This is a genomic window from Ideonella sp. P3_A4 (genome assembly GCF_056403075.1).
The window spans coordinates 19,009-31,223 of record NZ_JBFUGE010000002.1 but is presented as its reverse complement, the minus strand read 5'-3'; the positions used below and the strand labels follow the sequence as shown (position 1 = coordinate 31,223).

The 12,215-nt window shown below is 63.8% G+C and carries 14 protein-coding genes; all 14 read left to right on the top strand.

The genetic code is table 11. The features are described from left to right. Positions 1 to 118 precede the first annotated feature (118 nt). The 14 genes from AC1DYI_RS00580 (at position 119) to AC1DYI_RS00515 (ending at position 12,184) form a co-directional block, all read left to right on the top strand. Positions 119 to 406 (top strand): Flp family type IVb pilin, encoded by a 288-nt coding sequence (locus tag AC1DYI_RS00580; RefSeq protein WP_477202126.1) that lies wholly within the window; start codon positions 119 to 121, stop codon positions 404 to 406. 133 nt (positions 407 to 539) lie between these two features. Beyond that, entirely contained in the window at positions 540 to 776 is a 237-nt protein-coding gene (locus AC1DYI_RS00575; protein ID WP_477202179.1) for a pilus assembly protein, read from the top strand. A 70-nt stretch (positions 777 to 846) separates the two neighbouring features. Next, complete coding sequence (locus AC1DYI_RS00570; RefSeq protein WP_477202125.1) at positions 847 to 1,701, top strand: OmpA family protein; 855 nt, start codon at positions 847 to 849, stop codon at positions 1,699 to 1,701. 67 nt (positions 1,702 to 1,768) lie between these two features. After that, the gene (locus AC1DYI_RS00565; protein WP_477202124.1) at positions 1,769 to 3,259 is read left to right on the top strand and encodes a pilus assembly protein TadG-related protein; all 1,491 of its coding nucleotides are present in this window, start codon (positions 1,769 to 1,771) and stop codon (positions 3,257 to 3,259) included. A 90-nt stretch (positions 3,260 to 3,349) separates the two neighbouring features. Continuing rightward, positions 3,350 to 4,171: a hypothetical protein gene (locus AC1DYI_RS00560; protein WP_477202123.1), complete on the top strand. Its 822-nt coding sequence runs from the start codon at positions 3,350 to 3,352 to the stop codon at positions 4,169 to 4,171. A 29-nt stretch (positions 4,172 to 4,200) separates the two neighbouring features. Further along, positions 4,201 to 4,977: a hypothetical protein gene (locus AC1DYI_RS00555; RefSeq protein WP_477202122.1), complete on the top strand. Its 777-nt coding sequence runs from the start codon at positions 4,201 to 4,203 to the stop codon at positions 4,975 to 4,977. Beyond that, complete coding sequence (locus AC1DYI_RS00550) at positions 4,956 to 5,699, top strand: hypothetical protein (RefSeq protein WP_477202121.1); 744 nt, start codon at positions 4,956 to 4,958, stop codon at positions 5,697 to 5,699. The genes AC1DYI_RS00555 and AC1DYI_RS00550 overlap by 22 nt, the downstream gene beginning before the upstream one ends. Further along, complete coding sequence (locus AC1DYI_RS00545; protein ID WP_477202120.1) at positions 5,696 to 5,884, top strand: hypothetical protein; 189 nt, start codon at positions 5,696 to 5,698, stop codon at positions 5,882 to 5,884. Before AC1DYI_RS00550 ends, AC1DYI_RS00545 begins: the two co-directional genes overlap by 4 nt. 6 nt (positions 5,885 to 5,890) lie before the next feature. Next, positions 5,891 to 6,775: a Flp pilus assembly protein CpaB gene (gene cpaB, locus AC1DYI_RS00540; RefSeq protein ID WP_477202119.1), complete on the top strand. Its 885-nt coding sequence runs from the start codon at positions 5,891 to 5,893 to the stop codon at positions 6,773 to 6,775. A 36-nt stretch (positions 6,776 to 6,811) separates the two neighbouring features. Next, complete coding sequence (locus tag AC1DYI_RS00535) at positions 6,812 to 8,311, top strand: type II and III secretion system protein family protein (protein WP_477202118.1); 1,500 nt, start codon at positions 6,812 to 6,814, stop codon at positions 8,309 to 8,311. Positions 8,312 to 8,326: 15 nt separating this feature from the next. Beyond that, positions 8,327 to 10,120 carry an ATPase, T2SS/T4P/T4SS family gene (locus AC1DYI_RS00530; RefSeq protein ID WP_477202117.1) on the top strand — a complete coding sequence of 598 codons (1,794 nt, stop codon included), beginning with the start codon at positions 8,327 to 8,329 and terminating at the stop codon, positions 10,118 to 10,120. Positions 10,121 to 10,146: 26 nt separating this feature from the next. Next, on the top strand, positions 10,147 to 10,959 hold the full coding sequence (locus AC1DYI_RS00525) for a type II secretion system F family protein (protein ID WP_477202116.1): 813 nt from the start codon (positions 10,147 to 10,149) through the stop codon (positions 10,957 to 10,959). Continuing rightward, positions 10,881 to 11,834, top strand: a complete 954-nt coding sequence (locus AC1DYI_RS00520; RefSeq protein ID WP_477202115.1) for a type II secretion system F family protein — start codon at positions 10,881 to 10,883, stop codon at positions 11,832 to 11,834. The genes AC1DYI_RS00525 and AC1DYI_RS00520 overlap by 79 nt, the downstream gene beginning before the upstream one ends. Next, positions 11,831 to 12,184: a DUF192 domain-containing protein gene (locus AC1DYI_RS00515; RefSeq protein WP_477202114.1), complete on the top strand. Its 354-nt coding sequence runs from the start codon at positions 11,831 to 11,833 to the stop codon at positions 12,182 to 12,184. The genes AC1DYI_RS00520 and AC1DYI_RS00515 overlap by 4 nt, the downstream gene beginning before the upstream one ends. The last annotated feature ends 31 nt before the right edge of the window (positions 12,185 to 12,215 follow it).

The window sequence follows — 12,215 nt, the reverse complement described above, 5'->3', positions numbered from 1 at the left end:
CGTGCCGACTCGCAAGCGGTGCAAGTGGGGCCGCAAGCGCTATGGCTCAATGAGTGAGCTATGGGGATTGGGCCCTGCTCCATCCCATGTCAACAACGTGTTAGTGAGGAAACATATGATGCCGATTCAGAGCAAGCGCCGCGTGCGCGGTCAGGGCATGACCGAGTACATCATCATCGTCGCCTTGATCGCCGTCGCAGCGATCGGTGTGTACAACCTATTCGGCGCCACGGTGCGCAACCAGACTGCCGGCATGGCCGCGGCTCTGGGTGGCTCGGCCGACAAGGCCAAGGAAGCCAACAACCTGGCGACCAAGGACGGCGATGCCGCCGTGAAGGAAGCCGCCAATGTCAAGGGCCTCGAGAACTTCACCGACGCAGCCGCGGTGAAGCCGGAGACCAAGTAATCCGCAAGGCATTCGTCCCGGAAGGGGCGAATCAACTGGGGTGGCTGTCGAAGCCGCCCCTGTTCTTCTTTCTGCTTGGGGTATCAACGTGAAGCAAGCAACAGCAGCTCGCGTACGCAGCCGCGGCCAAGGGATGACGGAGTACATCATCATCGTCGCGCTGATCGCGATCGCGGCCATCGGCGTCTACAACCTCTTCGGCAAGACTGTCAGGCACCAGACTGCAGGCATGGCCGCTTCCCTGGGCGGCGACGCCACGAAGGCCAACGAGGCGAACAAGTCTGCCGTGTCCTCGGGAACCATGGCTACTGTCGAAGCGAAGGCATCGATCGGGATGGAAAACTTCACCGAGCCGGCCGGCACCAAATAATCGTTCGGCAACGCATCGCGCCGGCGATCCATCTTCACTCCTTGTCGGGCGTAGTGCCCGCGGCTATCTGATGAACTCTCTGGGGCGACGCACGATTCTTGGCACGCTGGCGGTGCTGGCCATGCCAATGGTTGGCTGGGCGCACGAGGATCATCCGCTGCTCAGCGGAATGCCTGGCTACACCATCCGCAGCAAAGAGGTGATGGACTTCGAGTCCATCACGCTGGACCCGAAGCGCGAAATCGCCCAGCAGAAGGGGGCGGTCTACAGCGGGCCGGTCACCTTCGAGGGCAAGACCACCAAGCTCATCTATAGACACCAGACCAGCCCGAAGCCCAGCCTGATCCAGGTCTACAGAAACTACAAGGCCGCCATTGAAAGCCTTGGTGGCAAGCAGCTGAACTCACCGGGTGATGACCTGGGGTATCTGTGGCATGTGTTCGAGATTCGATCTCCCGGCAAGCCGCTGGTGAGCGTCCTGGTGCGCATGCCTCCGCATGTCAACCAGATCGACCTGACCATCGTCGAACAGAAGGCGATGGAGCAAGTCGTGAAGGCGACGCAACTCGCGGACGAGATCAGTCAGTCCGGATTTGCCACGCTCTATATCAACTTTGACACCAACCAAGCCGTGCTCAAGGACGATGGCATCGCGGCCGTCAAAGAGATCGTCCAACTGTTGAAGCAGCAACCGAAACTCAAGCTGTCGATCGAAGGACACACGGACAACGTCGGTCAGGCGGCCGACAACAAGCGCCTGTCTCAGGCACGCGCTGCCGCCGTCATGAAAGCTGTCGTCGCCGAAGGCGGCGACGCCGCCCGTCTGGCTTCGGCGGGTCATGGCTCGGAGTCGCCAATCGCGGACAACCGCAACGAGGCGGGTCGCGCGAAGAACCGTCGGGTGGAGTTGGTCAAGGTCAACTGAATCGAGAAGCTGCCGCCGGCGTTCACACGCCGGTGGACGTGAACACAGCAGCAGGAAAGGGAACACTGTGAGCAAGAACAACCAGGTCGGTCATGCCTTCGTCGGCGGGGTCGCGCGCTCCGCCACGAAGACCAAGAAGCGCTCCAAAGGCCAGGCGGTGATCTGGCTGCTGGGCACGATGGCCGCCAGCGTCGCCGTGATGTATGGCGTGTTCAGCGTTGGCCAGGTCACGTCTGCCAAGCAGAAGACCGTCAACGCCGCCGATGCAGCCGCGATGGCCGGTGCGACCATGGAAGCCCGCGCGTTGAACCTGATGGCTTACAACAACCGCGCGATCATGGCCAACGAAGTGTTCCTGGTGCAGACCGTCGGCATGCAGGGCTGGCTGCAGTACATCAGGTACACGGCGAAAAACATCGAGCCGTATGCACGCTGGATCCCATACGCCGGCCCGTACCTCAGCCGTGTCTTGAAGCTCGTCGAAGAGTTCGCTGAAATTTCGGAAACGGCGGTCGGCTATGCGGCCGATGCGCAGGCCCTCTACCTGGAAGGCTTGAAGTTCACCATGGGGCTCTCGCACGGTGCCCTGACCACCTTGCTGAGTCCCTTGGCGGATCGCGCTGCCGGCGATGTCGCCGCGGCCAACAAGGTGGCATTCGGCGACCACCTCGATGGTGGCCACTCCGCCGACGGCCGGCCTTTGGTCAGGGGGTTCACCTTCATCAAGAACGGCGAAGCCTGGGTGGACTTCACCCGCCGCTACACGAGCGACGACGATCGCAGGAACTACGCGAAGGACGTCCTGATGCGGTCCCGCGACCAGTTCACGGGGCGCGACCGTCCGGGCGCCTGGTGGATGGAGCCGCCGACCGAGCCGGTGATGGGCTTCGACAAGCGCGGTGGCACCGACCTGAAGGGCTTGGACCAGTGGGAGTCGCAGGACACCTATGAGTACTGGCACTGGGGCTTGTGCGGCAAGCCGCCGTTGCCTTGCAAGGAATACGAGGCCATCGGCTGGGGACGCTCGAACGCTGACGACAGCGGCAGCAAGGGCAGCACCTGGAGCCCCGGTCGGGACGCGCAACGCAATGCCCGCAAGGAAGGCGACACGCATGGCGAGTGGACGGGCGTGCCCAAGTTCTACGACATCAAGGATCGCGACGCGGCCCACCGCGCCACTCTGGGGGTGGACTATGTCGTGGCGGTCAAGCGTGATCGCGGCGCCAACTTGACGACCTCGACGATGAACATGGGCGTGAAGACCGACTCGCCCGCCGGCTCTCCCGAGATGCAGGAAAAGCTGCTCGGCGAGCAGACGTCGTCCATCGGCAAGGCGCGGGTCTTCTTCGAGCGCCCGTCGAGCGCCATCGGCGACTGGACGGCCTCGAGCCTCTATCGCCATGACAGCGCGAAGGAGTACGGCTCGCTGTACAGCCCTTATTGGCAAGTGCGCCTGACAGACATTTCGAGGGCGGAAAAGATCGGCTATCTGACGGCATTGGGCATGAGCCCGACCGACGCGGCCCTGACCTTTGGGCTGACCCCGGGGGCCCACTAAGTGTCGGATCTGCGAGTGGCTTGCCTGGCCTTGTCGGTCATGTGCGCGCAAGGAGCGGCCGTCGCAGCGAATGCGACGGAGTCCCTGCACGTGCTGCATGAGATGCGCGACCGCCTGAAGCTGGAAGGCGAGAACAAGAACTCGCAGATGAGCTGCCGCCAGCTCGTGCTGCACGAAGACGCGGAGACCGCGGAGCGGAACGTCACACCGTTGCCCGCGGCCGCGAACACGAAGTACTTCCGGGAAGAGTCGTTCTTCGATGGTCAACGCGAAGCACACTATGTGACGCGACAGCTCATCCGCATGTCTGCCGACTGCAAGCCGATGCTTGAGCGCTGGTTCGACGTGACGATCATGAACGGCTGCGCCGAGTACATGAAGGGCACAAGCGGCGTGCTTGGCGAGGACGGCAAGCGGACGAACTCGCCTCACGTGGACCGGGAAGCGCCTCTGGAGCCGGGGCAGCGTGCCACATGTCCCCGCGATAAGTCGGACGCCGGCCGCCTGCTGAAGCTGGCCGAGGAGCTGCCGCCCGAGACCATCAACGGACAGCAGTGCGTGTGGCAGCAGGACCTGATGATGAAGGTCGTCGGTGCGCCTTCGCCTGCAAAGTCGATCGACAAGCGCGGGATGGACCAGTGCCTGTGGCGCAAGCAGCCTTGGTATGCAGGCATGAAAGGTCGTCCGGTGGTGATCGCTGCTGGGTCGGCGCACACGCGTAGCCCCGTCGCGCAACGCATGCGCGATGCGGCGGAAGGCGGTTATGACGCGGCCACGCCGGTGTCGACGCCGGTTCTCGTCGAGTCCGGCACGACCATCGCGGCGGAGCGCTTCAGCCTCGATGCTGCCAACAGCTTCGTGAAGCAGCCGGCGCTGGTTCCCGCGTCCGCGGTCAACCTCGAAATGAAGTAGTCCCTACAGACCGAATCCAAGGAGGTGAAATGAGAACTCCCTATCTGCCTCGTCGCTCCAGCCAAGCCGGTCAGTCCATGACCGAGTTTGTGGTGGCTTTGGTGGTCCTGGTGCCGCTGTTCCTGGCGGTGGCCTATGCCGGCAAGTACGGCGATCTGCAAAGCGCTGCCAACCAGGCCAGCCGGTACGCCGCGTTCCAGCGCGCCATCGAGCCCGAGGAATCGCGTCTGGCTGGAACCAAGATCGAAGACCAGATGCGTCGCCGATTCTTCGTCGACGGCAAGTACAAGGACGGTAAGCTGAGGTCCGACGATTCGGCCGTGCCGCTCAAGAAGGAAGAGGGCCTGCCGGCACTCTGGCGCGATGCGAGCTTCGGCGCATTGCTGCAGAAGCTGGATGACGTCAAATTAACGTGGGCCGCAGGCAGCATGAGGAAACCTCCTGGCCTGGACTCGGCGGCCAAGCTCACCACCTTGGAAAACACGACCCGCGGCGCGCACGTCGCGAACGTGGAAATCAGCCTGATCAACAAGATGGACCAGGCGAGCGGCAAGCCAGAGTTGCTGCGCATTGCCGCTGCGACGGCTGCTGTCGGCGATCGATGGGCGTCGTCGGGCAATGGCCACACGGACAGCACGACAAAGAAGCTGCTGTTTTCCGACGACATTGCGCTCATCGGCGACGCCATGAACGTGTTCCTCTGGGTATTCGAAGGCGATGGTCACGACATCGAGCTCGGCTGCGTGAAGTCGGACACCGTGCCCAGGGACCGGCTGGAAGGATCATGGACCGATCAGGGTTGCTGAGACGTGGCCTGCAGACAGGCGCCACGGTCTTCTTGATGATGCTGGCGCCCGTGCATGCGGGGGCGCAGACACTGAAGGGTTGGCCCGAGGTGCCGACGATTCCGCGCACGAAGTACGAATGGGTCGCACAGGATGCATGGGTCAACGGCTTGCCATCGCGGATCCTCAAGTTCGACTCGGAATTGAGTCCGCAGGAACTGAAGGAATTCATCAGCCAGCAGTGGTCGCGTGACTATCGGGCCGGCGTGCGCGCCTACATCGTTGCGGGGGCGGAAGTCGTCAGCACGCTGGACGACGAGCATCACTTGGCGCTGCAGATCCGCAAGGGCAAGCAGGGCGGCAGCACCGGCACCTTCAGCGTCACCAAGCCGGCGGAGATCAAGTCCGACTACACGCCGCAGGCATGGAAGCAGTACTCGGACACGCAAGTGACCCAGGTCATGGAGAGCATCGATGGCCCCAGACGCAGTCTCTGGGGCAGTCTGACGAGCACCGCGGGTTTCCGCATCAACGTGGACCGGTGGCGCAGCGAGTGGGTTCGACAGGGATATCAGGTGACCGGCGAAGCCGGCGACGACAAGTCGCTTCGAAACAAGTCCTGGGTGGGCTATTTCGACAAGGCGAGCAAGTCGGTGGAGATGACGATTTCAGAAATGCCAACGGGGGGGCGCGTGAACATAGTGATTAATCAGACCGGTCCGACGAACGGATCACTGCCGTGAGCGTGCGCCTCGTCGCCCGCCGGCGTGCATCGGGCCAGGCGATGGTCGAGTACCTCGTCGTCGGCACCTTGCTGGCTGCGGCCATGTTCTATGCCGAATTCGACGGCAAGACCGCGGCGCAGTACCTGGTGGACATGATCAAGGCGTTCTTCCAGAACCTCACGTACTACATCTCACTTCCCTGATTGATCGTGGCTTCTCCATTCCAGAAAGTAAACAAGAACTGGGTGCTGCTCGGCGTAGCGGTTGCCCTGGGCATCGGCGCCGTTGCGCTGAGTAACCGGCTGATCCAGCGGCGCATGGCGCAGCTGGAGGAGGATGCACGGCGCGGCAACGAGACGATGAAGGTCGTGGTGGCCAAGCGGGACATGGCCCGCGGCGAACCGATCACCACGGACGCGATGGCCATCCGCTCGGTCCCGAAACAGTATCTGCACCAGGACGCCGTTCGCCCGGACCAGTTCCAGGCCTTGGCCAACCAGCGGCTCGCCATCCCGCTGCATCGCGGCGACGTGCTGCTGCCGATGCATTCCGAAGGCAATGGCAATCAGGCGTTCTCGGCGACGCTGAAAAAGGGCTGGCGGGCGTTGACCTTCGAGGTAGACACGGTCAACTCCATTTCCGGCATGCTGCGCCCCGGCGACCGCATCGACTTGATCTACACGGCGCGACCGGCGCCTGGCAGCGGCACCACCGAAGGCGACGTGACCGCACCGTTGCTCTCCAACGTTTCTGTGCTGGCCACCGACCAGACACTCACGCGCAGAGACGATGACGGTAAAGAACGGTCCTTCTCCACTGTCACGCTGGAGGTCTCGCCGTTCGATGCGGATCGCGTGATCGTGGCCAAGGGTTCCGGCCGTCTGACGGCGGTGCTGCGCCATCCGGAAGACGAAGACCCGAACGGAACGAGGCCCCTGACGGCGGCGCAGATTGCCGCGTTGACCGGACGTGGCCCCAGCGGCCCGTTGGTCGAGTACATCGTCGGAGGCAGTGGTGGCCCCGCCGACGTCAAGACGCAGTTGAGCAAGCTCAGCGCGTTGACGGCCAATCCGGTTGCTGCTGCTGCGCGCTGATGGCGCGCGGAACGAATTCCTAGAGGGAGAAGAATCTTGGTTTCCAACGTAGCTGCTCCGCTGCGAAGCGGAGCATGGCTCCTTGCTGCGCTCGCCAGCATGGTGCCCGTGTCTTCGCAGTCGCAAAACGCGCCTGCTGGCGCCTCTCCATCCGCCACCAGCACCGTCGTCGAAACGCCGGCGCCTGCTGCCGCGACCAGTGTCCCCGCCCGGCCCAAGCGGACGGGATCCGTTCCTCCTGTGGTGGTCGAGTCCGGCCTGAAGCGGACGATGGCCGTTGGTGAGGTGACCACGATCGGCCTGCCGGGCGTAGCCCGTATCGCCATCGGCAATGGCTCGTTGGTCAAGGCGACGGTCGTCGACGATCGCGAGATCGTGCTACTGGCTGAAGCAGCCGGGCAGACGATCATGCACGTGTGGCTTCGCAACGGACGTCAAATCAGCTATGAGCTGAAGATCGAGGTCGTACGCGCGACCCGCATTCTGGAAGAACTGCAGGCGATGCTCAGCGAGACGCCGGGCATCACTGCGCGCCTGATCGGCGATCGTGTCGTCATGGAAGGGCGCTATCCGAACAGCGAAGTCGCCGCCCGGTTGAAAATCCTTGCCTCCAGCTTTCCGCAGGTGTTGAACCTGGTTCCGGACGCGCCCTCGGACGCCGATCCGCTGAAGCTCGATCGCATGGTGCAGATCGATCTTCGCGTGGTCGAAGTCAAGAAGCGCGCGCTGGACGCGCTCGGCATCAAGTGGGCAAGCAATGCCACGGGCCCGACGCTGGCCACCACCGCCCTCGGCTACAGCAATACGCCGTATCGCCCGTTCGAAGGTTTCGCGCCGGTGAACACCGCGCACCCGATCGCGACCTACCTGGGCCTTGCCACGCAAATCACATCGGCTCTGAGCTTCCTCGAGCAGAATGGTGATGCATGGACGCTGGCGGAGCCGCGCCTGTCCTGCCGCAGCGGCGGCGCGTCGGAGTTCCTGGCCGGCGGTGAAATTCCGATTCCCGTCAGCGCGGGCCTCGGCGCGGTGTCGGTCGACTACAAGAAGTACGGCGTCATGATCGAGTTCAAGCCGGTGGCCGACAAGGACGGCAACATCGACTCGCATATCTTGATCGAGGTCAGCGAGCCTGACACCCGGAACTCGAACGGCGGCTTCGTCGCCTTCACCACGAACCGTACGGAGACGCAGGTCGCGCTCAAGCACGGCGACCCACTGGTGATCTCCGGCCTGCTGCGCCAGAAGTTCGACAAGTCCTCCGACGCCTTGCCCGGCCTGGGCCGCATTCCTTTCATGAGCCTGCTGTTCGGTGCCCGCGAAACGCGGACTGAGCAGACCGAGCTGTTCGTGATCGCCACGCCGCGCGTGATAACGCCCGATTCGGCGCTCAACAAGCTTGCCCTGGAGAAGGCTGCGGCCATCGCCACGGAGACCGACACGCGCACCCGCAGCCGGTTGGAGCCCAAGCCCGATGACACGCCAGCGCCATCCACCGAACCGCCCGCTGTGGGCGAATCGCGGGGCAGTCGCTGAGTCAGGGGACGACACATGTTGACGATCCAAATCGCAGGCGGCGCCAGTGGCGGACAGAGTCCGTTGCACATCTACGCGCCCCGTTGCGTCATCGGCAAGGACACCGACTGCGAGGTGAACCTGCCTGGTTGGCGCGTCAGTCGCCGTCACGCTGAAATCTTCGTCTCGAACGACAAGGTCTTCGTGCGAGACCTCGACTCGACCTTCGGCACGCTGGTGAACGACCGCAAGCTCGAACAGGCCCATCCCGTTGGCGATGACGACGAGATCCGCATCGGGCCCCATTCGATCAAGGTCGCGTGGAAGCGCCCCGGCGGCGCCACGCCCGATGACGCCGAGGCACCCGCGCCGGCACCGGGCCGCGCCCCCCCGGTGCGTCCGCGTCCGGCGCCGGAGGCCCAGCGTCCGCAACCTGTCAAAGTGGCCCAGCGACCGGAGGCGCCAGCGCCCGGCATGCAGGAACCTGCGTCAGCACCCGCTCCCGAGCAGGACATGCCGACCGAGGCCAGCGATGATCACTACCGCTTCCGCCGCGTGCTGCATGACAAGCTGCTCGAAGCCTTCGACGTGCGTCGCACCGACACGCACCGGATGGCGGACACCGAGTTGCGAGAGCTCACCGAGAAGCTCATCCGCGATCTCATCGGGCGTCTGCCGGACCTGCCGGCCGACATCGACCGCGAAAAGCTGCTTGACGAAGTACGCGACGAGGCGATTGGCCTCGGACCGTTGGAGCCGCTGCTGGCCGACGGGTCCATCACCGAAATCATGGTCAACCGGCACGACGAAGTGTTCGTCGAGCGAAGTGGCAAGCTGCAACGCTGGCCCGCCGTCTTCACCAGCGATCGCGCGGTGCAGAACATCATCGAGCGCATCGTGGCACCGATCGGTCGGCGTATCGACGAAAGCTCGCCGATGGTCGACGCGCGCTTGAAGGACGGCTCGCGGGTGAACGCGGTCATCCCTCCACTGGCGCTGAAAGGCCCGTCCATCACCATCCGGAAGTTCTCCAAGCGCAAGCTTGGCTCCGATGACTTGCTCAAGTTCGGCTCGGCCAGTCCCGCCATGATCGAGTTCTTGCGCGTCTGCGTCGAGCAGCGCAAGAACATGCTGATCTCCGGCGGCACGGGCTCCGGCAAGACGACGCTGCTGAACATCCTGTCCAACTTCATTCCGGACGGCGAACGTATCGTCACCATCGAGGATGCGGCGGAACTGCAGCTGCACCACAGCAACATCGTTTCGCTCGAAGCGCGGCCGGCCAACATCGAAGGCAAGGGGCACATCTCGATCCGAGAGCTGGTCAAGAACTCGCTGCGGATGCGCCCCGACCGCGTGGTCGTCGGTGAGTGCCGTGGCGGTGAAGCGCTGGACATGCTGCAGGCGATGAACACCGGTCACGACGGTTCGCTGACCACGGCGCACGCCAACACGCCGCGGGACATGCTGGCCCGTCTGGAAGTGATGGTGCTGATGGCAGGCATGGACCTGCCGGTGACCGCCATTCGCGAGCAGGTGGCATCGGCCATCGACATCATCGTGCAGCAAACACGATTTGCCTGCGGCACGCGGAAGGTCACCAACATCGTCGAGGTGACCGGCGTTGAAAGCGGCAAGATTCAGCTGCAGGAGGTCTTTGCCTTCGTGCAGTCCGGTATCGGTGCCAATGGCAAGACCCAGGGCTATTTCACGGGTCGCGGCTTCGTGCCGGAGTTCTACGAAGATCTGGCGCGAATCGGCATTCCTCTGGACCTCAACATCTTCCACGACGGCATGCCAGCGGCTGAAGGCCGGGAGCGGCGAGCGTGAGCATCGAAGTCGCGTTGATCGCATTGATGGTGTTCGGCGCCGTTCTGGCCGTCGCCATGACGACGCGGGCAGGCTACGAGAAATGGCGCAGCTCCTTCACCGAGCACGCCCGCGTGTCGTTGGAGGACATGTTCCTCTTCCTCGATCCGCGCACGCTGTTCCAATTCAACATCGCGCTGCTGTTTCTGCTGCCGGTCATCGTCTGGGTGGCCACGGGCTCGCCGTTCCTCGCGGTGGTCTGCCTCGTCGTCAGCGCGATCTTTCCGCGGGTGGCGTGGGTGGTGATGCGAAATCGCCGGCAAGCCAAGCTGGTGCTGCAACTGCCTGACGCGCTGACCATGATGGGCGGCTCGATGCGGGCCGGCGCCAGCCTGCAGCAGGCCCTGGACATGGTCGTCAAGGAGAACCCCGCGCCAATCTCGCAGGAGTTCTCCATCCTGCTGCGCGAGCAACGCCTGGGCCTGTCCCTCGAGGACTCGCTGCGCGGCATGGCCCAGCGCCTGAAGCTCGAGGACATCGATTTGTTCGTCTCCGCGATGACGATTGCCAAAGAGGTGGGCGGCAACCTGTCAGAGATCCTCGACCGCCTGGCGAGCACGCTGCGTGCCAAGGCGGTGATGGAAGGCAAGATCAAGGCGCTGACCTCGCAAGGCAAGCTGCAGGGGCTGATCGTCGGCCTGTTGCCGGTCTTTCTGACCGGGATTCTCTACACCATGGACCCGGCCGCCATGATGCCGCTCTTCGTCACCTGGTATGGCTGGTGCGTGATGGCCGGCGTGTTTGTCATGCTGGCGCTCGGCGGCTTCTTCATCAAGAAGATCGTCACTATCGACGTCTGAACATCATGGACGGCTACATCTGGATCGTTGCGGCCGCGGGCGGCCTCGCATTGGCCATTGCGGCGGTGGCCATTGGTCGCCTGTTTCTCGAGCTCGGCCAGGCCGAGACCATCTACCGGGATCAACCACCGCCGGGCTTTCGCTGGCTCTGGCCCGCCATCAACGTGTTTGCGAACACGTTCGGATTTCTACTGCAAGGTCAGCGTGAGGTGGCTCTGTTTGCGCGGTTGCGCAAGGCAGGGCAAGAGTACGCACTGACGCCGCAGCAGTTCTTCGGCGGCAAGGTGGTTGGACTGCTGGTCGGCCTCGGCGCGGGCATCGCCTTGTCGGGCGACGGCGGCGGCTTGATGGGGGCCGTGCTGGGAGGCCTCATGGGCTTCATGTACCCCGACATCTGGTTGCGCGACCACACCAAGGCACGCAATCTGGCGATTCTGAAGGCGCTGCCCTTCTTTCTGGACATCGTCACGCTGTCGATCGAGTCGGGCTTGAACCTCACTGGCGCCTTGCAGAAGGCGGTGGACAAGTGCAAGCCGAGTCCCTTGATGCTGGAGATCAACCGAGTCCTTCGCGACGTGCGGGCGGGCAAACCACGACTGGAAGCGCTGCGCGACTTGGCCGAGCGTCTGGACTATGCGCCGGTCTCGAGCCTCGTGAGTGCGCTGGTGCAAGGCGAATTGATGGGGTCGAGCCTCGCGCCGATTCTGCGGGCGCAGAGCGACCAGCGGCGCACCGAACGGTTCCAACGTGCCGAGAAGCTCGCGATGGAAGCGCCGGTCAAGATGCTGGGCCCGCTGATCATGTTCATCTTTCCTTGCACGTTCGTGGTGATCGGCTTCCCGATTGTCATGAAGTTCCTGGCGTCCGGGCTGTGAACGCGTCCGGACTGCAGAACCTGCACGTCGACGGAGAGCGCACCACTCTGCGCATCCGGACGGCGGCCAGTTGGTGGTCTCGCGCCATCGGCTTGCTGGCCACCCCGGTGCTCGAAGACCCTTGCGGACTCTGGATTGCACCGTGCAATTCGGTCCATACGATCGGGATGCGCTATCCGATCGACGTGGTGTTCCTGCGTTCCGATGGCAACGTATCCAAGGTCGTCGAACGACTGCGACCCTGGCGCGCTGCGGGATGCCGGCAGGCTCGTTACACACTGGAGCTGCGCGCCGGCCTGGCCAGCCAATTGCAACTTCGCCCCGGGGTGCTGCTCGCCCTGGCAACCTGAACACCAGCCATGAGCGGCGTCCGGACGACGA

Excerpts from the sequence above, each read along its gene's own strand:
- AC1DYI_RS00580 (WP_477202126.1), top strand. The coding sequence starts at position 119 with ATGCCGATTCAGAGCAAGCGCCGCGTGCGCGGTCAGGGCATGACCGAG.
- AC1DYI_RS00575 (WP_477202179.1), top strand. The coding sequence starts at position 540 with ATGACGGAGTACATCATCATCGTCGCGCTGATCGCGATCGCGGCCATC.
- AC1DYI_RS00570 (WP_477202125.1), top strand. The coding sequence starts at position 847 with ATGAACTCTCTGGGGCGACGCACGATTCTTGGCACGCTGGCGGTGCTG.
- AC1DYI_RS00555 (WP_477202122.1), top strand. The coding sequence starts at position 4,201 with ATGAGAACTCCCTATCTGCCTCGTCGCTCCAGCCAAGCCGGTCAGTCC.
- AC1DYI_RS00550 (WP_477202121.1), top strand. The coding sequence starts at position 4,956 with ATGGACCGATCAGGGTTGCTGAGACGTGGCCTGCAGACAGGCGCCACG.
- AC1DYI_RS00530 (WP_477202117.1), top strand. The coding sequence starts at position 8,327 with ATGTTGACGATCCAAATCGCAGGCGGCGCCAGTGGCGGACAGAGTCCG.
- AC1DYI_RS00525 (WP_477202116.1), top strand. The coding sequence starts at position 10,147 with ATGGTGTTCGGCGCCGTTCTGGCCGTCGCCATGACGACGCGGGCAGGC.